Source organism: Caulobacter sp. SL161, assembly GCF_026672375.1.
Classification (GTDB): domain Bacteria; phylum Pseudomonadota; class Alphaproteobacteria; order Caulobacterales; family Caulobacteraceae; genus Caulobacter.
Genome location: NZ_JAPPRA010000001.1, coordinates 985572 through 1006399, shown reverse-complemented (window position 1 = coordinate 1006399; position 20828 = coordinate 985572). Strand labels below are relative to the sequence as shown.

The following is a 20828-nucleotide window of genomic DNA, read 5'->3' as shown; positions in this document are numbered from 1 at the left end:
TAAAGGAAGTCAGAGATTTTCGTCCCATTTTGGAGCATGTGGTCGTTTGGTCGCAGGCTCCGCCGCACGGAATCTGCGATACCCCCACCACATAACGGGGGCCACCGAAGCAGTGGATCGTGGTTACCTGAAAGTAAACTCGCAATATTACCGTGCGACTCAGATTATCTTAACTCGCACCTGCGAATTTGCTCCAGCGTCCGGTTGGCGCGTCGTCCACAGGACGTGAATTCATTACTAGGAGCAGCGGGATGAAATATCCGATCGCTATTGCCGCGGGAATCGCTGGCAGCTTTTTTGTCGCTCAGGCCGCTTCGGCCGGCGGCGGTTTCGAAGATCAAATGGCTCGTTGCCTGCAGCAGCACGCCAATACGCGCGACGCAGCGCAGGTGATGCTTGAGTGCAACGCCGACGGCGGCAAGCTGTCGGACTGCAAGGTCGTGGACAACAGCGCCGCGGGCAAGGGCTTCGACAAGGCCGCGATGTGCATCGCCGAAAAGCTCCCGATGGGCGCCAAGACCGGCACCGTGAAGGTTCCGTTCCGCTTCCCGGGCGGCGCGTAAGCGTCTTTCCGATCGGAACACAAAACGCCCCCGTCGACCTGGTCGGCGGGGGCGTTCTGCTGTCTGGGGCGATGTTGGCGCAGGAACGACGAGAGACCGCGCCAAGACGACACGGCCCCGCTGTCGACAAGCTCCAGAACCAAATCTGCTGAGCACGTCGTACGGCTTAAGCGAACATGCCTGAGCCCGGGGCGCTCGAGGGTCCGCGCGCTAGAATTCTTCCCACTCTTCCTTGACCGCGACCGCCGTAGCGCCCCGTGAGATCGGCGATCCGCCCGGCCGGCTCTGCGGACGCGGCGGGCGGGCGGGTTGCGCCTTCTGGACGGGCGCCGGAGATGGCGCCGCAGTAGAAGGTCGCCCCTCGGAGGTCCGGAAGGTCTCCACCTGCCTCACCAGTTCGCCCGTCTGGCTCTTCAGCGAATGGGTCGCCGCCGTGGTCTGCTCGACCATCGCCGCGTTCTGCTGGGTCACCTGATCCATCTGGTTCACGGCGGTGTTGACTTCATGCAGCCCGCCAGACTGCTCCTGAGCCGAGACGGAGATCTGCGCGATCAGCTCATCGATCTCGGCGACCTTCGAGACGATCCCGCGCAACGCGTCCCCCGTCTGGCCTACCAAGGCGACGCCCGCTTCGACCTGCTTGGTCGAGGTGTTGATCAGCGCCTTGATCTCCTTGGCCGCGTCGGCCGAGCGCTGCGCCAGCGCCCGAACCTCCTGAGCGACCACCGCGAAACCTCTGCCGGCCTCACCGGCGCGGGCCGCCTCGACCCCCGCGTTCAGGGCCAGGAGGTTGGTCTGGAAGGCGATCTCGTCGATCACCCCGATGATGTTGCCGATCTCGCGGGAGCTTGTCTCGATCTCCCCCATCGCCGCGACGGCCTGATTGACGACCGAGCCCGATCGCTCGGCTTCGGTCTTGGCGCCGGCCACGACCTCCTGCGCCTGTTTGGCGCCGGCCGCTGAGCGCCGGACGGTGGCGGTGATCTCGTCCAAGGCGGCGGCCGTCTGCTCGAGGCTGGCGGCCTGCTGTTCGGTGCGACGCGACAGGTCGTCGGCCGCGACACTGATTTCCTCGGTGCTGGAGCGGATACCCTCCGTCGCGCCACCGACGCCGCACATCGCTTGATCCAGAAGCTCCACGGCGTGGTTGAAGTCGCCCTTGAGCTTCTCGAACTCGCTGCAGACCTCGCCATCGATCCGCGCCAGCAAGTCGCCGGCGGCGAGGCGATCCAGAGCTTCGGCCAGGAGGGTGACGACGTGCTCCTGACGCGCTCGGGCGGCCTTCTGTTCGGCCTCCAGGCGTTGCCGCTCGTTCTCCAGGGTTTCAAGATAGATCGAGATGGCGAAGTCCATGTCCAGGAAGATCGCCTTCACCAGGGCGGCGACCGCCTCGCCCGCGCGGTCGGAGCCGCCCTTGGCCAGCAGGCCCCTGGGCCACATCGAGTCGATCACCGCGCGAACCAGATGGTCGCCGACGACGGCATAGCCGCCGATGTACCAGCGCGGCTCCAGGCCGATGCGGGCATGGGTCTGGCCGATCGCTCGCACCGCCTGCACGTAGTCGTCGCTGAACTGTCCTTCGGCGATCACGCCCCAGTGCGCCTGCTGCCGCGAACTCGCCGCGTTCATATGTCGGTCGTCACTGAAGAACTTGCGCGTCTCGGGGGTCGCCCGGACCTTGCCGTAGAAGCTGTCGAGCGCCTTGCCGATCTCGGCCCGGATAACCGGGCGCAGGTCGCGCAGCGCCGATCGCGCCTTGTCGTCGATGCCCATGAACGCGGTCCGTTCACCGATCGCGTAGTCCTGGTTCATGGCGGTCCCCATTGTTTCGCTTGGGGAAATCCTCGGGCCCTTATCCCTAATGAGCGCTTAAATATTCCCGCATCGGGTGCGACGCCTCGCCGCACCCCCGCTCAGGTTGCAACCGTTTGCGGAGGCCGAGCGGCCAATTCTGCTGGAGAAAGAGTATGGTTTATCGATTGCATACGGCCGATAGGTGGAGGGGGGCGACCGGGTGTCGCACTCACCCGCCGCGCTTCAGCGTTTCACGCGCAATGATCAGTTGCTGGACTTGACTGGTGCCCTCGTAGATCCGGAAAATCCGCACATCGCGGTAGAGCCGCTCGATCCCGTAGTCGGCGACATAGCCGGCGCCGCCGAACACCTGCACCGCCCGATCCGCCACCCGGCCGACCATTTCCGAGGCGAACAGCTTGGACGAGGCAGCCTCCAGCGTGACATTGACGCCGGCGTCGCGCTTGCGGGCGGTCTCCAGCACCAGCGCCTTGGCGGCCAGGGCCTCGGTCTTGCTGTCGGCGATCATCGCCTGGATCAGCTGGAAGCTGGCGATCGGCTGGCCGAACTGCTTGCGCTCGGAGGCATAGGCGACGCAGTCGGCGATCAAGCGCTCGGCGACCCCGACGCAGACGGCGGCGATGTGCAACCGGCCGCGATCGAGCACCTGCATGGCGACCTTGAAGCCCTCGCCCTCGGCGCCCAGCCGGTTCCAGGCCGGCACGCGGACATTGTCGAAGGTCACGTCGTGGATGTGGGCGCCCTGCTGGCCCATCTTCTTTTCGGGCTTGCCGACCGTCAGGCCCGGCAGGTCGCGCGGCACCAGGAAGGCCGAGACCCCCGCCCCGCCCTTGGCGTCGGGATTGGTGCGGGCCATCACCGTGAACAGCGAGGCCTTGCCGGCGTTGGTGATGTAGCGCTTGGAGCCGTTCAGGATGTAGTCGTCGCCGTCCCGGATGGCGCGGGTCTGGACCGCAGCGCTGTCGGAACCGGCCTCCGGCTCGGTCAGGGCGAACGAGGTGATCACCGCGCCGGACGCGATCCCCGGCAGCCACTTGGCCTTCTGCTCGGCGTTGCCGAACATGACGAGGCCCTGGCTGCCGATGCCGACATTGGTGCCGAACACCGAGCGGAAGGCCGGCGAAGCGCGGCCCAGCTCGATGGCCACCAGCGCCTCTTCCTCCATGGTCAGGCCAAGCCCGCCGAACTCTTCCGGGATCGTCAGGCCAAAGAGGCCAAGGCCCTTCATCTCCTCGATCACATCGTCGGGGACGGCGTCGTTCTCGGCGACCTGGGCCTCGATGGGCCGCAGACGTTCGGCCACGAAGCGGGCGACCGTGTCGATCAGCTGTTCACGGGTTTCCAGATCGAGGGCCATTCGCTTCGTCTCCCAGTTTCCTTGGCCCCTCGCGGAAACCGCGAGAGTGGCGTCAAACGCTTGTTTTGCCGGGAACTGTAGCGACGGCCCTCGAGAATGGAAGCCTTCCCTTACGCCCGCTCCTGCTGGGCCAGCACGCTCTTGCGCATGCCGTAGGCCAGATAGACCACCGCGCCGATCAGGTGGGCGTAGAGGAAGTAGAGCTGGGTCTTCCCGGGCAGGCTGAGGAAGAGATAGAGGCAGCCCAGGATGCCGGCCGGGGCCACGATCGGCCACAGCGGGGTGGAGAACACCCGCGGACGGTTCGGCTCGCGCAGCCGCAGCAGGATCACCGAGGCGCCGACGGCGATGAAGGCCCACAGCGTGCCGGCGTTGGCCAGCTCGGCGATGTCCTTCAGCGACAAGAGGCCCGAGATCACCGCCGACAGGACGCCGGTCAGCAGGGTCATCATCACCGGGGTGCCGGTCTTGGCGTTGACCTTCGACAGGGCGCGGGGCAGCAGGCCGTCGCGGGCCATCACGAAGAAGATCCGGCTCTGGCCGTACATGAAGGCCAGTATCACGGTCGGCAGGGCGATCACGGCGGCCAGGGCGACCAGCTGGGCGATCTTGCCGTGGTTCAGGCTCTCCAGGATGAAGACCAGCGGCGCTTCGCTCTTGGAGAAGACCTCGGTGCGCGAGGCGCCGATCGAGACGGCGGCCACGATCATGTAGATCGCCGTGCAGACAGCCATCGAGCCGACGATGCCGATGGTCAGGTCGCGCTTGGGGTTCTTGGTCTCCTCGGCGGCGGTCGAGACCGCGTCGAAGCCATAGAAGGCGAAGAAGATCAGGCTGGCGGCGGCCATCACCCCGATCTTGGCGGCGTCTGCGGCCGCGCCTTCCGGCACATGGGCCTGGAAGCCGTTGGGCATGAAGGGGGTGAAGTGGGCGATGTTGAACGCCGGCAGGCACAGCACGACGAAGACGATCAGGGCGATGATCTTCACGAAGACCAGCACCATATTGACCGTCGCGCTCTCGCGGGTGCCCAGGGCCAGAAGGCCCGCCACCGCCATCGAGATGAAGACGGCCGGCATGTTGATCAGCCCGCCCTGGTGGGGTCCGGCCAGCAGGGCGTCGGGGAAGCCGATCATCTTGAAGAGGCCATGGGCGTGGGCCGACCAGCCGACCGCCACCGCCGCGCAGACGAGGGTATATTCGAGGATCAGGCTCCAGCCGACGAACCAGGCGACCGGCTCGCCCATCGCCGCATAGCTGTAGGTGTAGGCGCTGCCCGAGGCCGGGATCATGGTCGACAGCTCGGCGTAGCACAGGGCCGCGCAGGCGCAGACGGCGCCGGCGATCAGGAAGGACAGGATCACGCCCGGCCCGGCCAGACCCGCCCCGACCCCGGTCAGGGTGTAGATGCCGGTGCCGACAATGGCCCCGACGCCCAGGGCCACCAGATGCGGCCAGCTCAGGGTCTTCTTCAGTTGATGGCTGTCCGCATGGCCAGCGGTGATGGTGTCGATGGCCTTGCGGCGCGTCCAGAAGCTCACTTTGGGGGTCCCTCCGACTCTCGATGCGGACCATGGAGCGGGTTTCGTTCCGCGCCAAGCCTCGACCTTAGAAGAAAATCCTCGTCAGGGCGTAGGCGAGGATTGCGACGGCCACCGTGAGCGTCAGCAGCAGGATCGCCAGACGCGGCTTGACCTCGAGCAGGGCCTTGGGGCCGAGCTTGGCCGAGATCGCCCCCACACCGGCCAGCAGCAGGAAGCCCGAACAGGCGCCCAGGGCCGACACCAGGGCCGGCGGGATCAGATTGAGACCCCTTGCAGCGGCCAGGGCGGCGAAGCCCCAGACGAAGAGCGGCGGGGCCTGCAGGCCGGAGATCCGCCCCCCCTGCGCCGTGCGGGTCAGCATCAGGCCGATCAGCACCACGGCCGGACCCAGCCACAGGATCCGCGACAGCTTGGCCAGGGCCGCCGTCCCCGCGACCTCCGGCGACACCGAGGCGCCGGCGCCGGCAACTTGCGCGACGTCATGGATCGACAGGCCGAAGAAGACGCCGGCCTGGTGCGCGGTCAGGCCCAGGGCGTTGGCGATCGGCGGATAGGCCAGCATGGCCAAGGTGGAAAGCAGATTGACCCCGACAATGACCAGGGCCGTCGTGCGCTGGTTCTCCGGGCTGGACGGGGCGGCCTGCGAGGCGGCCAGCGCCGCAGAGGCGCCGCAGATCGAGCAGGCGGCCGCCGCGATCAGGGCCTCGGCCAGCGGCAGGCCCAAGGCGGCGCCGGCCAGGGCTCCGATCCCGAGGCCGCCCAGCACCACCGCGCCGCTGGCCAGCACGGCCGGACCGCCCAGGGCGGCGAACTCGCTCCAGCTGATCTGGGCGCCCATCATGGCCACGCCCAGCCGCAGGCCCGGCTTGGCGAAGACGTCGAGGCCCGCGCCCAGCTGCCCCTGCAGGCCCAGCGCGCCCAGCATCATGCCCAGCACCACCGCCAGCAGCGGGGCCGGGGCGTGCAGGCTCTGGGACAGGAGCTTGGCCAGCACCGCCATCAGCAGGCCGGCCAGCAGGCCCGGCCCCATGCGGGCGGCGCCCAGGCGCAGGGCCGCGGCGGTCATCCGCGGACGGTGTCGCCGCTGATCGGGGCGGCGGCGAAATGCGCGTCGGCCTTGGCGCAGCGGTTCGAGAGCCGCTCATGCAGGCGGCGCACGGTCTGGCTGCCGGTGCGCTCGAAGGCGAAGGGCAGGACGCCATGGATGAGGCAGGCCAGGCCCGCGCCCAGCAGGGTGAAGCCAAAGCTCCAGGCCACGCCCATGTGCTGGCCATAGGTCTCGCCGACCGACTTGGGATGACGCGTGAACGACAGGTCCATGGAAGCCCCCGCTGGCTGAAACCGAGGCGTTCTAGAATGGCGCGGATTCGGAGAAAGGCATTGTTTGAAAGGTTACCATTTCCGCGATATGGAGAATTTCGTTCTCTCTGAAAGCGGATTTCGAGATGATTGATCTCGATCAAATCGATCGCCGCCTGCTGGCCATCCTGCAGGAGGACGCCACCGTCCCCATCGCCGAGCTGGCCGAGCGGGTGGGCCTGAGCCAGACCCCCTGCTGGAAGCGGGTGCGCCGCCTGCAGGACGCCGGCGTCATCACCGCCCGGGTGGCCCTCTTGGACCGCGAGGCCCTCGACCTGGGCCTGACCGTCTTCGTCGCCGTCAAGACCGGCCACCACGACGAGGGCTGGCTGAACCAGTTCGCCGCCGGCGCCAGCGCCCTGCCCGAGGTGGTCGAGTTCTACCGGATGAGCGGCGATGTCGATTACCTCCTCAAGGTCGTGGTCAAGGACATCGCCGCCTATGACCGCTTCTACAAACGCCTGATCGCCACCGCCCCGCTGACCGACGTCTCGTCCAGCTTCGCCATGGAGCAGATCAAGTTCACCACCGCCCTGCCGATCGCCCCGACGTGAGGGGGGCTAGACGATCCTCCCCCCAGCGGGGGAGGAGGCGCGAAGCGCCGGAGGGGGAAGTCCTGCCGAACCGGCCTCTTCCCCCTCCGTCGTCCCTTCGAGTCGACACCTCCGCCGCTGGGGGGAGGATTTGGGGCGCACGTCCGCCGCTTCACGCGGCGTGACCGCTGAAGGCTCATGGGGAGGCGACGGAGCGGCCGGGCGAACCCGGAGACCGTGAGTGTGTTTTGCGTTTCGGCTCGACTGTCCGCTCCGCCAGGTTGTTCTTGCCCGTGAGGATGGGGGGCGTGAGCGTCTTTCAGCTCGGGACCCCAGGAGCCCCCGGACGGGCGCGGACCAACTGGAGCGGCTACATCCGTGTCCAGCCCGACGATCCACGATAGGCGGCTTGTACGATCACCGCCCTGTCGCTCCGCGCTCGCCTCTCCACGGCTTCTTCCGAGGTCCCGGATCTATCCAACGAACAGACCCCGGTCGAAACCGCTTCGAGACCACGCGGCCCCGCTCAACCTAGCCCCGCCGCCGTATTGGGCCGGATCCAAACGCCCTCCCCCGCGGCGGGGATGAGTTCAGTATGGAGCGGGTTTTCAGGCCGGGGATAAATTGGCGCGTAAAAGTGATAAGTAGTTGATTTCGTTGACTTCGATTCTGCGAACTCCGAGGATAGAGGCCACTCAGTCCCCGTAAGCGCGTGTCATCCCGGGCGGCGAAGCCGACCCGGGACCCAGGGGCTGCAAGAGCGCCGCGCTTGGTCACCCCCTGGGTCCCGGCGCTCCGCGCTGCGGCCGGGATGACACGAGAGGGGTGGCGGGAGCCGTTCTCTCCCCCATCGGAGGATGAGAAAGGGCCGCTACCGCTTCTTGCCCAGCTCCGCGGCGATATCCTTGGTCATGCGCCCGACCTTGCGGTGGGCGGCGGTGATCTGGTCGCGGGTCACGCCCCAGCGCTTCATCCAGTATTCGACAGCCTGACGCTCGGTCAGATCCAGGCGGTCCTTGTCGATGAAGCCGCGCTTGTCTTTCAGGCCGGCCATTATCGGGTCATCCAGGGTTTTGAGTTTCCCGCCGCGATGCCGGCGGCCTGCTGCCGCTGAAACTTCCCGCCCCGAGGCGGCTTGGGCCGCGCGTCGAGCGCCGCCTGCTTCAAGCGCAACGCGCGCTGGATCGGGGTCTCGTCAAGGGGCGCTTCGGGGGGCGGGGAGGTGGTCATGGGCGGGAGGGTAGCCCAATCCCTCTCCCAGAGGGAGAGGGTGGCCGCGAAGCGGTCGGGAGAGGGGTTTCACCCCGGCCGCGCGCCCCGCAGCGCCGCCAGAATGTCGTCCGCCGTCCCGCCGTCCCGCCGGGATCGGCCAGCACCCGCGTGTTGGGGAACCGCAAGACGGCGTAGCCGAACCGCTCAAGCGCCTGCGTGCGGCGGGCGTCATAGTCCTCCCGCCCCTGATGCGCCGCGCCGTCCAGCTCGACGATCAGCCTGCCCTGTTCACAGACAAAGTCGGCGAAATAGCCGCCGATCGGGACCTGCCGCCTGAACTTGAACCCGCCCAGCCGGTGCGCCCGGACCAGGGCCCACAGGATCTTTTCGGCCAGGGTCTGGGCCTGTCGCAGGCGGCGAGCGGTGGCGGTGGCGTCCATGGCGGAAGAATGGACTCAACCCTTGGGCGCATTCAACAGAAGGAATCGGGATTTCTCTTTTCGATCCCTCTCCCGGCGGGAGAGGGCGGAGCGAAGCTGTTCCCTCTCCCAGAGGGAGAGGGTGGCCGCGAAGCGGTCGGGAGAGGGGTTTCAAAGCCGCCGCCCTGCCGGCGCTCCGGCGGACGGCTTACCCCCTCTCCCCGACCCCCTCCCCATGGGAGAGGGGGCGCGCGAGCCTTGACGGACCTGGACAGTCCGGCACGCTGCTGCCTTCGAGGGATGTAAGGGTGGGTTCGACTCGGGGAGTTCGACGGAAACATGGGTAAGACTGTATTCGTTCTTGGTGCAGGCGCGTCGAAAGATTTCGGAAACAACATGCCTATTGGCGAGGAGCTTGCCGCAACCATAGACGATATGCTGATAAAGGAATTTGCTGACGCATCTATGCACAGCGACGGCTTAGTCAAAGATGCATTTAGGCGTGGGACGGGGCTCTATCGGGAACACCGGGCCGCCGCGATTCAAATTGGCAAAAGCCTACACTCAAAATCATCAATCGACGAGTTAATCGACGAGTGGTCAGATTTCCCAGAATTTTCCAACGTCGCAAAGCACGCAATTGCTGCTGCTCTTCTTACAGCAGAATTTCGCAGTAATCTTTGCCACTCAATTCACGATGAAGTGGCATGGGCATCTGCGTTCCGCCCTATGAGGGATAGTTGGGCGAGTTGGCTTTTCCGCAATGTAGGTGGGCAAGGAGTACAACGTCGCCACGCATTCCAAGCATTTAGCGACGTGGCATTCGTGACCTTCAATTATGACAGATGCCTAGAGCAATTCCTCTTGGCCAACTTTATGCACACATGCAATCTGCATCAGGATGTCGCGCTGGCAGCCTTGAACAACGTGGAAATTCATCACGCCTACGGGCGATTGGGTCCGTTGTCCTCGGACGGAACATTATTCACAGTTCCGTATGGATCAACAGATCCATACCACATTCATAAGGCCGCAACGCAAATAAAAACATTTACAGAAGAGGTAGAAAGCGGGGCCGCTCAGCGTATCCGCAATACCATATTTCACGCAGGAAGATTGATATTCTTAGGATTTGGCTTCCATAATCGAAATCTTGATCTTCTATTTGGCAACAACTGCAATTGCCCAGACATCCCAGTATTTGGTACGAGCTCGATCCTTGAGACGAGAGCGTGGACGCAGCCAGCCGCACGCTTCGAAACGGCGAGCAGGCAATTCTGGCGAAAAATGATCGCATCAGAATTTATGAGGACGGACGGAGAAGACGTTCTCTTTGGATAGAGGCGGAGCCTCACGGCCCCGCCCTCTCCGTCTAAATCAGCAGCAGCGGAACCCCTACTCCGCCGCCACCTTCGCCGAGTAGCCGAGGATCGCCTTGGTCTCCAGGAACTCGCCGAACGCGTGGTCGCCCCATTCGCGGCCGTTGCCGCTCATCTTGTAGCCGCCGAACGGGGCCATCAGGTCGGGGCCGGCGCCGTTGAGGTTGACCTGGCCGGCGCGCAGCTTCGAAGCCACCTTGCGGACCGCCTCCGGATCGCCGCCCGAGACATAGGCCGCCAGGCCATACTCGGTGTCGTTGCCGACGGTGACGGCTTCGTCCACCGTGTCGTAGCCCAGGATCGAGACGACCGGGCCGAAGATCTCTTCCTTGGCGATGGTCATGTCGTTGGTGACGTTGGCGAAGACGGTGGGCTTTACATAGTAGCCCTTGTCCAGGCCTTCGGGACGCCCCGTCCCGCCGGTGACCAGGGTGGCGCCCTCGTCGATGCCCTTCTGGATCAGGCCCTGGATCTTGTTCCACTGGGTCTCGGAGACCACCGGGCCCATCTTGTGGTTGCCGTTCGGGTCGCCGACCGTGTGAGCCTCGGCGGCGGCCTTGGCGATGGCGATGACCTCGTCCATGCGCTGGCCGGGCACCAGCATGCGGGTCGGGGCGTTGCACGACTGGCCCGAGTTCAGCATCACCGAGGCCACGCCCCCGGCGACAGCCTTCTGGAAGTCGGCGTCGTCGAGGATGATGTTGGGGCTCTTGCCGCCCAGCTCCTGGTGGACGCGCTTGACGGTCGGGGCGGCGTTCTTGGCCACCTCGATGCCCGCGCGGGTCGAGCCGGTGAACGAGACCATGTCGACTTCCGGATGGCTGCTGAGCGCCGCACCGACCGTGGGGCCGTCACCGTTGACCAGGTTGAACACCCCGGCCGGAACCCCGGCGGCGTGAAGGATCTCGGTCCAGATATAGCCGCTGAACGGGGCGATTTCCGAGGGCTTGAGCACCATGGTGCAGCCGGTGGCGATGGCCGGACCGACCTTGCAGGCGATCTGGTTCACCGGCCAGTTCCACGGCGTGATGAAGGCGCAGACGCCGATCGGCTCCTTGACGATGCGGGTCGTGCCGCGATCTTCCTCGAACTTGTAGCCCTTGAGCACGGCGGCGGCGGTCTGGACGTGACCGATGCCCATGGCGGCCTGGGCGCGCTGGGCCAGCCACGCGGGGGCGCCCATCTCTTCGGTGATGGCCTTGGCCATGTCCTCGAAGCGCTTCTGGTACTCGGCGATGATGCGCTCGAGGATGTCGATGCGCTCTTCGCGGCTGGTTTGGCTGAAGCTGGCGAAGGCCTTGCGGGCGGCGCGGACGGCCTTGTCGACGTCCGCTTCCGAGCCCATCGAGATGACGCCGCAGACGCTTTCCGTGGCCGGGTTGATGACGTCCAGCGTCTTCTTCTCGGCCGGGTCGACCCAGGCGCCGTCGATATAGAACTTCGTATACTCGCGCATGCCTTCGCTCCTGCCCTGTGGTCCGCTCTTAGTTGGGAGACGCGGCGGACGGTTTCAAACAGCCATTTAATGTGATCGGCGTTCAGGTGGGAAGGGGTAACAAGCGCCTCACCACATCGGATCGGTCTCGTCCCCGTGTAGCGCCTCGGCGATGCGCTTACGGGTCGCGCGGGTGGTCTCGTCCGGCAGGGCGTGAGGGTCGAACCAGCCGACCGCGTGGATCTCGCCGGCCGCATCGCACGGACAGGGCTCCCAGGTCTCGACGCGATAGAGCAGCACGTGATCGCCGGGATGCAGCACCTCGTTGCTGTGGGCCGACACCAGGCGCGGCCGCGACAGGGCGCGGACCCCCGCCTCCTCCGCCAACTCGCGGATCACGGCGGTCTCGGCCGTCTCGCCGCGCTCGACCCCGCCGCCGGGCAGGTACCAGCCCTTGATGTAGGTGTGCTGGATCAGGAGCACCTTGCCGGTCTCGTCGGTGACCACAGCCCGCACGCCCAGCGTCAGGCCCCGCGCCAGGCGGAACCAGGCGTAGACCAGGGGGCGGGTGAACGGTTCGATGCGGCGGCGCCAGAGCATGGGGCCTTCTAGCCCGGCGCGCGCTTGCGGTCAGCGTCGGCGAGCGGTAAAGCCCGCAGATATCTGTTTCTCTTTTCGGAGCCGCGCCATGATCGCGATCGGTGTCATCGCCCTCTTCCTGGCCGTCGTCATGGGCCTGAACCTGACCGAGTTCGGCCGCATCGACTAAGATGACTTCGCGCGGCGCGGCCCTGGTCACCGGCGCGGGACGCCGGATCGGCCAGGTCCTGGCCCTGGAGGCCGCGCGCGCCGGCTACGACGTCGCCATCCACTACCGCGCCTCGGCCGAAGAGGCCGAAGAGACCGCACGCGGCGTCCAGGATCTGGGCCGCCGCGCCCTGCTCGTCCGCGCCGACCTCTCGGACGAGGACGCGACCCGCAGCCTCATCGCCCAGGCCGCGCCGCTGGGGCCGCTGACCCTGCTGATCAACAACGCCTCGGCCTTCGAGGACGACCGCGTCGGCGGCCTGTCGCGGGCCAGCTGGGACCGCCATCTCGAGACCAATCTGCGCGCGCCGATCGTGCTGGCCGAGGCGATGGCGGGGGCCCTGCCGGCGGACCGCCAGGGGCTGGTGGTCAATCTGATCGATCAGCGCGTCTGGCGGCCCAATCCGCAGTTCTTCAGCTACACGCTCAGCAAGGCCGGCCTGTGGTGGGCCACCCAGACCCTGGCCCAGGCCCTGGCCCCGCGCATCCGCGTCAACGCCATCGGCCCCGGCCCCACCCTGCCGTCGGTGCACCAGGCGCCGGGCGAGTTCGAGGCCGAGGCGGCGGGCGTGCTGTTGCAGCGGCGCGCCAGCCCCGAAGAGGTCGCCGCCGCCCTGCGCTATCTGATTGACGCATCCTCAGTCACGGGACAGATGATCGCCGTGGACGGCGGCCAGCATCTGGGCTGGAAGACGCCGGACATCGTTGCTCCCTAGGAGGCCGCACTTGGCCGCTTCGCCCCTCGCCGAGACCACCCCCGCCGCGCAGGACATGGCCCGCATCATCGTGACCAAGGTCTTCGTGCGCGGCCTGAAGGTCGAGGCCCAGATCGGCGTCTATGACCACGAGCATGGCCGCGAGCAGCCGCTGGTCGTCGATGTCGAGCTGGACGTGGCCGCCAGCCACTGCGAGCGCCTGGGCGATACGGTCAATTACGAGATGGTCGGCGAGGCCGCCCGCGCCCTCGTCGCCGAGGGCCATATCGATCTGGTCGAGACCTTCGCTGAGCGCCTGGCCCAGGCCTGCTTCGCCGATCCTCGTGTGATGCGCGCCCGCGTGCGGGTCGAAAAGCCTCTGGCGCTCGCCCCGCACGCCGCCGCCGCCGGCGTCGAGATCACCGCCGTCCGCGCGTGACCATGATCACCTTCAGCGCCCGGCTCGCCCCGTTCCAGCCCGAAACGGTCTGGACCCTGGAGGCCGGGACGCTGATCGAGACGCGCGGCCGGATCGAGCGCCGCTTTCCCCTGTCCGCCCTGACCCGCTACAGCCTGTCGCTGGCGCCGGACGGGCGGCGGCGGGTGCTGTTGGTGGTGTTTGGACGGCGGAGGCTGCTGATCCCGTCTCAGAGCTATGTCGGCCCCGGACGGTTCGAGGACCGGCTGGCCGCCTTCTCGGTTCTGGCGCGCGCCCTCGCGGCCGTGGGTGCGGACCTGTCGCCGCGCGCCCGCTTTGGTCTGGCGCGGCTGGAGGCCCGGACGGCCCTGACCTTCGTCATGGGCCTGTTGGCGTTCGGCGCGGCCTCGACCCTGCTGTTCTCGTTGACCGCCGGCATGGTCGCGGTGGGCGTGGATCTGGCCTCGCGCATGGCCTTTGTCCTGATCCTGATGGTCGCCGCCTTGCCCTGGCTGGCGCGGCCGGCCGACTTCGACCCGCGCGACCCGCCCGCCGATCTCTTGCCCTGAAACGAAAAGAGCGCCCCGACCTTGCGGCCGGAGCGCCCCTTCTGGGAGACCTGAAAGGGTCTATCAGCGCGGCATCAGCACGCTGTCGATGACGTGGATCACGCCGTTGCTGGCGCCGACATCGGTGGCGGTGACGGTGCTCTTGCCGCCCTTCTCGTCGGTGATGACCACCTTGCCGCTTTCGACGGCGGCCTTGAAGGCGCAGCCGCCGACGGTGTTGATCGTGTAGCTGCCGCCGTTCGCCTGGATGGCGCCCAGCAGGGTCTTGGCCTCGACCTTGCCGGCCACGACGTGGCAGGTCAGGATCTTGGTCAGGGTGGCCTTGTTCTCCGGCTTGACCAGGGTCTGCACCGTACCGGGCGGCAGCTTGGCGAAGGCGGCGTTGGTCGGGGCGAAGACCGTGAACGGACCGGCGCCCGAGAGCGTGCCGACCAGGTCGGCGGCCTTCACGGCGGTGACCAGGGTCGAGAAGTCAGCGTTGCCGGCGGCCACGCCGACGATGTTCGGCTTGGCGCCGTGGTGGTCGGCGAGGGCGGGACCGGCCACAGCGGCGGCGGCCAGGGCCAGCACGGCGGCCCGGCGTTGCATCGAACGCATCATTGTCTGAAACCTTCCATCAAGTCTTCGGGTTGGGGGAACTGAAGAGGTCGACGGCGCGCGGTCTGATCATGATTACGGCCCTGCGTCGGCGCCGGATCGATCCGAAGAGATGACTTTTTTGTAAGGTTCGAAGGCCGCGCCGAACGTGACATCGCCTTCATGACGCCACCTTCATTTGCATCACGGCCTGATCAGCGCGACGATCTGGATAACAAGACTATTCCAGGCTCAACCGTGACCGACCCCACCCCAGACACCGCCGTCCCGCCGACGCTGCAGGACGACAAGGCCCTGCCCATCGCGATCTACGCCCTGCACATCGGCGGCGCGGTGACCGGCGGCTTCACCTGCCTGATCGCCGCCATCCTGGCCTATATCAGCCGCAAGGGCGCGCCCGACTGGCTGGCCAGCCACTACGAATTCCAGATCAGAACCTTCTGGCTGGCGCTGCTGTTCAGCGTGATCTCGGCCCTGCTCACCGTGGTGGGGATCGGCGTCGTACTGCTGGTGGCGGTCGGCCTTTGGGTCATCGTCCGCTCCGTCGTCGGCCTTTCGCACCTGCTGAAGGGCCAACCCTATCCCACGCCCAAGAACTGGATGCTCTAAGCCATGTCCGACACTGCCGTCGCCCCTCGCGCCGAGGAAGACAAGATCCTGCCCGCCGTCGTCTACGGCCTCTATCTGCTGGGCTTCACCAATGGCCTGACCTTCCTGGTCGGCCTGATCGTGGCCTATGTGAACCGCGACGCCGCAGGCCCGATCAACGCCTCGCACTATACCTTCGCCATCCGCACCTTCTGGCTGGCCATCGCCTGGTTCCTGATCGGCCTGCTGCTGACCCTTTTCGGCGTGCCGCTGAGCCTGGTGCTGGTGGGTATCCCCGTGCTGTTGGCCGGGATTGCCATCATGGGCGCCGTGGGCGTCTGGTTCGTGGTTCGCTGCGTGATGGGAATCTACTATCTCACGCGCGGCGAGGCGTATCCGCGCCCGCGTAGCTGGTTGATTTAGAGGCGCCTTCTCCGTCCGGCGCCCGTCTACGGATCATTCCGGCGGCTCCCTTCCCCTGTCAGTTGAGACGGCTCGACGGGGTCGGGGCCGCCGGATGACTAGTGCGGCCTGGCGGAGGGACGCCCGTGGTGGGCGAACGTCTGGGGGACGCGATGTTGGCGCGACTGGTTGGGATCATCTTGGGGCTGATCCTGGCGTCGTCGGGATACGTGGTGGCGGGCTGGGGCTCGCTGGGGACATGGGCCACGAATCTCGACCTTGGTCCGTTTGAACCGCATCGACCCGCCGTCGGCGTGGCGGCGGCGATCGTGGGCGGGGTGCTCATCGTCGCCGCCCTGCTTCCCCGCCCAAAACGCAAGCCGCGCAAGACGGCGCCCGCGACCCTGGGGCTGGAGCTTCCTGACGAGGCCGCGCCCAGCGCCAGCCCCGTCGCCGTCGCCGCCGCGCCCGCCGCGCCTGTGGCGACTCCCGTATCCCACACCGCGCCTGCGGCGCCCGCCCCGGCGCCCGTCGCACCGCCCCGCACCTTCGCCGAAATGCGCGCGCGCCTGATCACGCTGAGCCGGGAAGACTCCTGGGGCGAGTGCGCGCGGCTGCTGGCCGCCATGAAGCGGGCCGCCCATACCGACGAGGAACTGGCCATCGTCCATCGCGATCTGGGCGATTTCGCCCGCGCCCAGGGCCAGCTGGACGAGGCCGGCGAGGCCTACGAGACGGCGGTGGCCTATGCCCGCCAGGTGCGCCAGACCCGCCCGACCGACGCAAGCACTGACCTTCTGGCCGGCGCGCTGTCGGGCGTCGGTGATGTCGCCGAGGCTGAAGGACGGCTGGACGCAGCGCTTTCGGCCTTCGAAGAGGCTCTGGCCCTGCGCCGGTCGCGCGGCGCGCGCGAGGCGAACGACCCTAACGCCCAAAGGGCCCTGTCGGTGAACCTGGAGCGCCTGGCCGACCTGCGCGAGGACCGCGGCCATCGCATGCGCGCGCTCGATCTCTATCGCGAGAGTTACGACATCGCCGGGCGCCTGGCGGCCGCCGATCCGGCCCGCTTTGGTCCAGACCTCGCGGCGACCCGCGCGCGGCTCAGCGAGCTGGAAGCCCGCATCTCGACCTGACGGTCAGGTTAGCGCCCGGTTTCTTGAGCGAGGAACCGCCGGATCCAGTCGGCCATCCGCGCCCGGTCATTGGGACTATCCAGGCTGGCGATCGCCGCATCGGCCTGCGGATCGGTGTAACGCGTCCCGCGCCGCGCCTCGATCAGGGCCTTGGCGTAGTCCGGCGCGAACTCCGGGTGGAACTGCATCGAGATCGCCGGCGCGTCGTCATAGGCGAGGATGCCGTAGGGCGTGAACGCGCTGCCGGCCAGGACGCGCGCCGTGGGCGGCAGGTCCACGACCTGGTCCTGGTGCGAGCCCGGCACGGCGACCTCTGCGGCGTCATCCATCCAGACGGCGCGCTCGGCGACCGCATAGGCCTGCAGGCCCACGCCCCAGCCCTTGGGCGACTTCTCGACCTTACCGCCGAACGCCTCGGCCATGATCTGATGGCCAAAACAGACACCGACCAAGGGGGTCGCGCCCCGGGCCGACCGCAAGAAGGCCTTCAGCGGCTCGATCCAGGGCAACGGATCATAGACCCCCGCCGAGGAGCCGGTGATCACATAGGCGTCGTTCTCGGCCGGATGCGCCGGCAGCTCGCCGCGCTGGACGTCGTAGGCGCGGTAGGCGTGGCCATCGCCCAGCAGCGTCTCGAACATCGAGCCATAACCGCCGTAGGTCGCCTTGAGCGGGCCCGGCGGCTCGCCCGTTTCCAGCAGGCCGATCTTCAAGATGCGCGTCGCCACGGCGATCAGTAGACCATGCCCTGGGCCACGGCCTTCAGGCGTTCGATGGCGCTGAACTTGTCCTCGATGAAGTCCTGGTCGATCCACCAGAGCTCGATCTCGCGCATCACCTCGCCGACCATCGGCCCCTTGGGCACCCCGGCCTTCATCACCTCCTCGCCCGACAGCGGGAAGGCCGGCGGGTTCCAGGTCTCGGCCAAGGCCAGCAGGGCGCGCCACTGGGGCGCGGTGGAGTCACGGCCAGAGCCCGCCCAGGCCAGCTTGATCCGATCGCAGAAGGTGCGGGTCCCCAGGCCATAGACCGCCCGGCGCGCCTCGCGCGGGCTCATCCACGAGACGACGCGCGGGTTCTTGCCGACGGCCTCGACCAGGCGATCACGGACATTGTTGGGCAGGCGCAGGCGCTCGGCCAGCTGCTCGGCGACCTTGGGGTCGTCGGGAATCAGGGCCGCCAGGCGCAGGTCGGGGTCGTTCTCGAACAGCTGCTCGGTCTCGATGCCGACCAGGGCCTCGAAGCGGGCCAGCGACTTCACCGACGGCAGGATCGAGGACAGCACGCTGGTGGCGGCCATCAGGCGGAAGGCCGGACGCGGATCGTCCGCCGCCAGCATCTTCATCAGCTCCTTCTGGGTGCGCTCGGCCGCGCGGCCCGAGACCATGCCCTTCAGCGCCTTGCACGCCGCCAGGCCCTTCTGGTCCGGCTCGCCCCGGCCGTACCAGGCCTGGAAGCGGAAGAAGCGCAGGATACGCAGATAGTCCTCGCGGATGCGGGTCATCGGATCGCCGACGAACACCACCCGGCCCTCATGGGCGTCGCGGATCCCCTCGCCGGTCGGGTCATAGACCCGGCCTTCAGGATCGGCATAGAGGGCGTTGAAACGGAAGTCGCGCCGCTCGGCGTCCTGGTTCCAGTCCTGGGTGAAGGCCACCACCGCCCGGCGGCCGTCGGTCGAGACGTCCTTGCGCAGAGTGGTGATCTCATACGGACGCCCGCCCGACACCGCCGTGATCGTGCCGTGGTCGACGCCGGTCGGAATGGCCCGCAAGCCCGCCTGCTCCAGAGCGTCGATGACCAGATCGGGCGTCAAGGTCGTGGCGATGTCGATGTCGTCGACCGGCTTACCCATCAGCGTGTTGCGCACGCATCCGCCGACGAATCGCGCGCAGCCCGCATAGCCGCGCGCTTCCAGCGCGGCGATGACCGCCTTGGTCTCCGGAAGCGCGATCCAGGGCGCGTTGCCGATCATTTCACTGCTCAACGCCTGACTCCCACTCACGCGTCCGATCCCCTCCAACGAAGGGGCGACATTGTTAGGCCACTAGACCCCGGCTTCGCCAGACAAGAAACGCCCTATTCGGAGGCGGGTCGTCCGGTTTCGTCGTGGAGGGCCTCGTAGAGCGACCGCAACATGCCCGCCGTCGCGCCCCAGATGAACCGATCGTTCCAGGGCATGGCGTAGAAATGGCGGCGCGGCCCGCCCGGAACCTCGCGGTGCTGGCGCTGGTGGTTGGCCGGATCCATCAGGAAATCGAACGGCGTCTCGAAGACGTCGGCGACCTCTTCGGGACTGGGCGTGAAGGTCGCCTTGGGATCGATGAAGCCGACGACCGGGGTGACGTGGAAGCCGGTCACGGTCTGGTAGCCGTGCAGCAGTCCCGCCACCGTGACGAGGGCCGGGTCCAGCCCGACCTCCTCCTGCGCCTCGCGCAGGGCCGTGCCCCAGGGCGTCTCGCCCGGATCGCAGCGACCGCCCGGGAAAGCGATCTGGCCGGTGTGGCTGCGCAGGGTGTCCGAACGGCGAGTCAGCAGAATGGTCGGGCCATCGTCGTGCTCGACCAGTCCCACCAGAACGGCGGCGGGACGCAGGGCGTGGGGATTGTCGACCTTCAGGCCTGGATTGAGATCGAAGTCCGAACGCAGCGGGTTGGCCAGGCTCGGATCGTAACCCGCGATCGGATGCAGGCGGCTGGTGATCCAGGCGCGGCGCTCTTCGCGAGTCATGCCGGCCCCTTGCCGGGCGCGGCGATCGGGAAGAAGGCCCCGCCCGAGCGCACGCCCCAGACGCCGTCCTCTTCCACCGCCGTCTCGGCCAGCTCGTAGAACACCGAACGCGCGATCAGCGCCTCCAGGCCCCGGCGGACGTGGACATAGGGGCGAGGCTCGCCGGTCTCGGCGTCGATCGTGACGCGGATCGGGTTGTCCGCGCCGGCCGTGACCGTGTCGCCGACATTGGTCTGGAAAACCAGATCCTCGCCCTCGCGGTCCACGCGCACGGCGATGAACGGCGCGTCCTCGACGGTGATCTTCATCTTCTCGACCGGCGTCACCAGGTGATAGCCGTCCGGGTCGAGGCGCAAAACGCTCGAGAACAGGCGCACCAGCGCCTCGCGGCCGATCGGCGTGCCCTCGTGGAACCAGACCCCGTCCTTGCGGATGCGGATGTCGATCTCGCCGCAGTGGGGCGGGTTCCAGAGGTGGACGGGCGGCAGGCCGCGCTCGCCCGCCGCTTTCACGGACTGAGCGACGCCATCCAGGCCAGACTTGAAGGGCGTGTCGGTCATGCCCGTTCAGTTAGGCCGTCAGGGGCTCCGGCTCAAGCGCGAGGGTCAACGGCGACAGGGCCGGACAGGCCTTGATCCCCGCCGTCGCGCAGCGGCAGCAGCAGCACGCGCCGCTGATCCACCGGTCCGGGCATGATGACGCCGGGCGTATGGGCGTTGGTGAAGCCGACCCGTCCGAAATAGGGGCCGTCGCCCACCAGCAGCACCGCCCGCCAGCCGGCGGCGCGGGCGGCCTCGCAGGCGGCCTCGACCAGCGCCTGGCCAAGGCCCGCGCTGCGCTCATCGGGATCGACGGCCAGCGGCCCGAGGAAGGCGACCGGCTCGCCGCCGATCGTCACGGGCCACATCCGCACGCAGCCGACGGGCGCACCGTCCCGCAGCGACACGAACGAGCAGTCGGCCAGCAGAGTATTGCCCTCGCGCAGGCGCTCGGACGACTTGGCGAACCGGCCAGGGCCGAAGACCCGGTCGATCAATGCGGTGACAGCGGCTTCCATCGCCGGGGTCTCGAGGACCAGCGGCGGATAGGGCTCGGGAGAAACGGACTTTTGAACGGAGGTCATCGGCCTTCGGGAAATGCGAAAGGGCGTCGGGGGCTCCCGACACGAAGGCGCGCGGGAGGGCTTCAGATCGTGGCGCGTTCGCGCTTCATTCGTCGCAGGCGTCGCATGCCTGAAAACCTCCAGAAGATGCGCGCGCTGTAGGGCCAAGCC

General features: G+C 67.5%; 26 protein-coding genes and 2 pseudogenes. 10 read left to right on the top strand and 18 right to left on the bottom strand.

Translation table 11 applies throughout. The features are described 5' to 3' along the window. Positions 1-251 precede the first annotated feature (251 nt). Positions 252-563 carry a hypothetical protein gene (locus tag OVA11_RS05165; protein WP_268066485.1) on the top strand — a complete coding sequence of 104 codons (312 nt, stop codon included), beginning with the start codon at positions 252-254 and terminating at the stop codon, positions 561-563. Positions 564-773: 210 nt separating this feature from the next. On the opposite strand, the gene OVA11_RS05160 is transcribed toward OVA11_RS05165, so the two are convergent. The 5 genes from OVA11_RS05160 to OVA11_RS05140 form a co-directional block, all read right to left on the bottom strand. After that, positions 774-2387, bottom strand: coding sequence for a globin-coupled sensor protein (locus tag OVA11_RS05160; RefSeq protein ID WP_268066484.1), 1614 nt, complete (start codon positions 2385-2387; stop codon positions 774-776). A 199-nt stretch (positions 2388-2586) separates the two neighbouring features. Next, entirely contained in the window at positions 2587-3735 is a 1149-nt protein-coding gene (locus OVA11_RS05155; RefSeq protein ID WP_268066483.1) for an acyl-CoA dehydrogenase family protein, read from the bottom strand. A 110-nt stretch (positions 3736-3845) separates the two neighbouring features. Then, the gene (locus OVA11_RS05150) at positions 3846-5276 is read right to left on the bottom strand and encodes an amino acid permease (RefSeq protein WP_268066482.1); all 1431 of its coding nucleotides are present in this window, start codon (positions 5274-5276) and stop codon (positions 3846-3848) included. A gap of 67 nt (positions 5277-5343) precedes the next feature. Continuing rightward, entirely contained in the window at positions 5344-6345 is a 1002-nt protein-coding gene (locus tag OVA11_RS05145) for a putative sulfate exporter family transporter (RefSeq protein WP_268066481.1), read from the bottom strand. Beyond that, positions 6342-6599: a DUF6356 family protein gene (locus tag OVA11_RS05140; protein ID WP_268066480.1), complete on the bottom strand. Its 258-nt coding sequence runs from the start codon at positions 6597-6599 to the stop codon at positions 6342-6344. The genes OVA11_RS05145 and OVA11_RS05140 overlap by 4 nt, the downstream gene beginning before the upstream one ends. A gap of 125 nt (positions 6600-6724) precedes the next feature. Between OVA11_RS05140 and OVA11_RS05135 the strand changes: the two genes are divergently transcribed. Further along, the gene (locus tag OVA11_RS05135; protein WP_268066479.1) at positions 6725-7192 is read left to right on the top strand and encodes an Lrp/AsnC family transcriptional regulator; all 468 of its coding nucleotides are present in this window, start codon (positions 6725-6727) and stop codon (positions 7190-7192) included. Between the two features lie 452 nt (positions 7193-7644). Here OVA11_RS05135 and OVA11_RS05130 read toward each other — a convergent pair. The 4 genes and pseudogenes from OVA11_RS05130 to OVA11_RS05115 form a co-directional block, all read right to left on the bottom strand. After that, positions 7645-7984, bottom strand: a pseudogene (locus OVA11_RS05130) (hypothetical protein). A gap of 58 nt (positions 7985-8042) precedes the next feature. After that, entirely contained in the window at positions 8043-8225 is a 183-nt protein-coding gene (locus OVA11_RS05125) for a DUF3606 domain-containing protein (protein ID WP_010918311.1), read from the bottom strand. Then, positions 8225-8401 carry a hypothetical protein gene (locus OVA11_RS05120; RefSeq protein ID WP_268066478.1) on the bottom strand — a complete coding sequence of 59 codons (177 nt, stop codon included), beginning with the start codon at positions 8399-8401 and terminating at the stop codon, positions 8225-8227. The genes OVA11_RS05125 and OVA11_RS05120 overlap by 1 nt, the downstream gene beginning before the upstream one ends. Before the next feature lie 69 nt (positions 8402-8470). Next, positions 8471-8823: pseudogene (locus OVA11_RS05115) on the bottom strand (endonuclease domain-containing protein). Positions 8824-9141: 318 nt separating this feature from the next. Here OVA11_RS05115 and OVA11_RS05110 point away from each other — a divergent pair. Continuing rightward, positions 9142-10143: a hypothetical protein gene (locus OVA11_RS05110; RefSeq protein ID WP_268066477.1), complete on the top strand. Its 1002-nt coding sequence runs from the start codon at positions 9142-9144 to the stop codon at positions 10141-10143. Positions 10144-10197: 54 nt separating this feature from the next. On the opposite strand, the gene OVA11_RS05105 is transcribed toward OVA11_RS05110, so the two are convergent. Together OVA11_RS05105 and OVA11_RS05100 are read right to left on the bottom strand one after the other, a co-directional pair. Continuing rightward, positions 10198-11637, bottom strand: a complete 1440-nt coding sequence (locus tag OVA11_RS05105) for an aldehyde dehydrogenase family protein (RefSeq protein ID WP_268066476.1) — start codon at positions 11635-11637, stop codon at positions 10198-10200. A gap of 108 nt (positions 11638-11745) precedes the next feature. Continuing rightward, positions 11746-12216 (bottom strand): NUDIX domain-containing protein, encoded by a 471-nt coding sequence (locus OVA11_RS05100; RefSeq protein ID WP_268066475.1) that lies wholly within the window; start codon positions 12214-12216, stop codon positions 11746-11748. Positions 12217-12304: 88 nt separating this feature from the next. Here OVA11_RS05100 and OVA11_RS05095 point away from each other — a divergent pair, with 88 nt between their 5' ends. Genes OVA11_RS05095 through OVA11_RS05080 form a run of 4 tightly spaced genes read left to right on the top strand, consistent with a single transcriptional unit; the run spans position 12305 to position 14105 of the window. Then, complete coding sequence (locus OVA11_RS05095; RefSeq protein ID WP_268068897.1) at positions 12305-12385, top strand: hypothetical protein; 81 nt, start codon at positions 12305-12307, stop codon at positions 12383-12385. 1 nt (position 12386) lies between these two features. Beyond that, the gene (locus tag OVA11_RS05090) at positions 12387-13139 is read left to right on the top strand and encodes an SDR family oxidoreductase (RefSeq protein WP_268066474.1); all 753 of its coding nucleotides are present in this window, start codon (positions 12387-12389) and stop codon (positions 13137-13139) included. Positions 13140-13149: 10 nt separating this feature from the next. Beyond that, the gene (folB, locus tag OVA11_RS05085; protein ID WP_268066473.1) at positions 13150-13557 is read left to right on the top strand and encodes a dihydroneopterin aldolase; all 408 of its coding nucleotides are present in this window, start codon (positions 13150-13152) and stop codon (positions 13555-13557) included. After that, on the top strand, positions 13554-14105 hold the full coding sequence (locus tag OVA11_RS05080) for a hypothetical protein (protein WP_268066472.1): 552 nt from the start codon (positions 13554-13556) through the stop codon (positions 14103-14105). Before folB ends, OVA11_RS05080 begins: the two co-directional genes overlap by 4 nt. 63 nt (positions 14106-14168) lie before the next feature. Here OVA11_RS05080 and OVA11_RS05075 read toward each other — a convergent pair whose 3' ends face one another. After that, a complete protein-coding gene (locus OVA11_RS05075; RefSeq protein ID WP_268066471.1) occupies positions 14169-14705 on the bottom strand; it encodes a fasciclin domain-containing protein in 537 nt (178 codons plus the stop codon). 234 nt (positions 14706-14939) lie between these two features. Between OVA11_RS05075 and OVA11_RS05070 the strand changes: the two genes are divergently transcribed. From OVA11_RS05070 to OVA11_RS05060, 3 genes are all read left to right on the top strand, one after another. Beyond that, on the top strand, positions 14940-15311 hold the full coding sequence (locus tag OVA11_RS05070) for a DUF4870 family protein (RefSeq protein ID WP_268066470.1): 372 nt from the start codon (positions 14940-14942) through the stop codon (positions 15309-15311). A 3-nt stretch (positions 15312-15314) separates the two neighbouring features. Beyond that, positions 15315-15713: a DUF4870 family protein gene (locus OVA11_RS05065; protein WP_268066469.1), complete on the top strand. Its 399-nt coding sequence runs from the start codon at positions 15315-15317 to the stop codon at positions 15711-15713. Positions 15714-15853: 140 nt separating this feature from the next. Beyond that, positions 15854-16825: a tetratricopeptide repeat protein gene (locus OVA11_RS05060; RefSeq protein WP_268068896.1), complete on the top strand. Its 972-nt coding sequence runs from the start codon at positions 15854-15856 to the stop codon at positions 16823-16825. Positions 16826-16833: 8 nt separating this feature from the next. Here the strand turns inward: OVA11_RS05060 and OVA11_RS05055 are convergent, their stop codons facing one another. The 6 genes from OVA11_RS05055 to OVA11_RS05030 all read right to left on the bottom strand — a co-directional run bounded on the left by OVA11_RS05055 (position 16834) and on the right by OVA11_RS05030 (position 20785). Beyond that, entirely contained in the window at positions 16834-17538 is a 705-nt protein-coding gene (locus OVA11_RS05055) for a glutamine amidotransferase-related protein (protein ID WP_268068895.1), read from the bottom strand. A 20-nt stretch (positions 17539-17558) separates the two neighbouring features. After that, positions 17559-18812: a CCA tRNA nucleotidyltransferase gene (locus OVA11_RS05050; RefSeq protein ID WP_268066468.1), complete on the bottom strand. Its 1254-nt coding sequence runs from the start codon at positions 18810-18812 to the stop codon at positions 17559-17561. 92 nt (positions 18813-18904) lie between these two features. Further along, complete coding sequence (locus OVA11_RS05045; protein ID WP_268066467.1) at positions 18905-19555, bottom strand: CoA pyrophosphatase; 651 nt, start codon at positions 19553-19555, stop codon at positions 18905-18907. Next, positions 19552-20115: a DUF1285 domain-containing protein gene (locus tag OVA11_RS05040; protein ID WP_268066466.1), complete on the bottom strand. Its 564-nt coding sequence runs from the start codon at positions 20113-20115 to the stop codon at positions 19552-19554. The genes OVA11_RS05045 and OVA11_RS05040 overlap by 4 nt, the downstream gene beginning before the upstream one ends. A gap of 32 nt (positions 20116-20147) precedes the next feature. Next, the gene (locus OVA11_RS05035; protein WP_268066465.1) at positions 20148-20678 is read right to left on the bottom strand and encodes a GNAT family N-acetyltransferase; all 531 of its coding nucleotides are present in this window, start codon (positions 20676-20678) and stop codon (positions 20148-20150) included. Positions 20679-20740: 62 nt separating this feature from the next. Beyond that, entirely contained in the window at positions 20741-20785 is a 45-nt protein-coding gene (locus OVA11_RS05030) for a hypothetical protein (RefSeq protein WP_024265543.1), read from the bottom strand. Positions 20786-20828 lie beyond the last annotated feature (43 nt).

What these genes read in the sequence shown, in the direction of transcription:
- OVA11_RS05165 (WP_268066485.1), top strand. Translation starts at nt 252, where the DNA reads ATGAAATATCCGATCGCTATTGCCGCGGGAATCGCTGGCAGCTTTTTT.
- OVA11_RS05160 (WP_268066484.1), bottom strand. Translation starts at nt 2,387, where the DNA reads ATGGGGACCGCCATGAACCAGGACTACGCGATCGGTGAACGGACCGCG.
- OVA11_RS05155 (WP_268066483.1), bottom strand. Translation starts at nt 3,735, where the DNA reads ATGGCCCTCGATCTGGAAACCCGTGAACAGCTGATCGACACGGTCGCC.
- OVA11_RS05145 (WP_268066481.1), bottom strand. Translation starts at nt 6,345, where the DNA reads ATGACCGCCGCGGCCCTGCGCCTGGGCGCCGCCCGCATGGGGCCGGGC.
- OVA11_RS05140 (WP_268066480.1), bottom strand. Translation starts at nt 6,599, where the DNA reads ATGGACCTGTCGTTCACGCGTCATCCCAAGTCGGTCGGCGAGACCTAT.
- OVA11_RS05135 (WP_268066479.1), top strand. Translation starts at nt 6,725, where the DNA reads ATGATTGATCTCGATCAAATCGATCGCCGCCTGCTGGCCATCCTGCAG.
- OVA11_RS05125 (WP_010918311.1), bottom strand. Translation starts at nt 8,225, where the DNA reads ATGGCCGGCCTGAAAGACAAGCGCGGCTTCATCGACAAGGACCGCCTG.
- OVA11_RS05120 (WP_268066478.1), bottom strand. Translation starts at nt 8,401, where the DNA reads ATGACCACCTCCCCGCCCCCCGAAGCGCCCCTTGACGAGACCCCGATC.
- OVA11_RS05110 (WP_268066477.1), top strand. Translation starts at nt 9,142, where the DNA reads ATGGGTAAGACTGTATTCGTTCTTGGTGCAGGCGCGTCGAAAGATTTC.
- OVA11_RS05105 (WP_268066476.1), bottom strand. Translation starts at nt 11,637, where the DNA reads ATGCGCGAGTATACGAAGTTCTATATCGACGGCGCCTGGGTCGACCCG.
- OVA11_RS05100 (WP_268066475.1), bottom strand. Translation starts at nt 12,216, where the DNA reads ATGCTCTGGCGCCGCCGCATCGAACCGTTCACCCGCCCCCTGGTCTAC.
- OVA11_RS05095 (WP_268068897.1), top strand. Translation starts at nt 12,305, where the DNA reads ATGATCGCGATCGGTGTCATCGCCCTCTTCCTGGCCGTCGTCATGGGC.
- OVA11_RS05090 (WP_268066474.1), top strand. Translation starts at nt 12,387, where the DNA reads ATGACTTCGCGCGGCGCGGCCCTGGTCACCGGCGCGGGACGCCGGATC.
- OVA11_RS05075 (WP_268066471.1), bottom strand. Translation starts at nt 14,705, where the DNA reads ATGATGCGTTCGATGCAACGCCGGGCCGCCGTGCTGGCCCTGGCCGCC.
- OVA11_RS05065 (WP_268066469.1), top strand. Translation starts at nt 15,315, where the DNA reads ATGTCCGACACTGCCGTCGCCCCTCGCGCCGAGGAAGACAAGATCCTG.
- OVA11_RS05045 (WP_268066467.1), bottom strand. Translation starts at nt 19,555, where the DNA reads ATGACTCGCGAAGAGCGCCGCGCCTGGATCACCAGCCGCCTGCATCCG.
- OVA11_RS05040 (WP_268066466.1), bottom strand. Translation starts at nt 20,115, where the DNA reads ATGACCGACACGCCCTTCAAGTCTGGCCTGGATGGCGTCGCTCAGTCC.
- OVA11_RS05035 (WP_268066465.1), bottom strand. Translation starts at nt 20,678, where the DNA reads ATGACCTCCGTTCAAAAGTCCGTTTCTCCCGAGCCCTATCCGCCGCTG.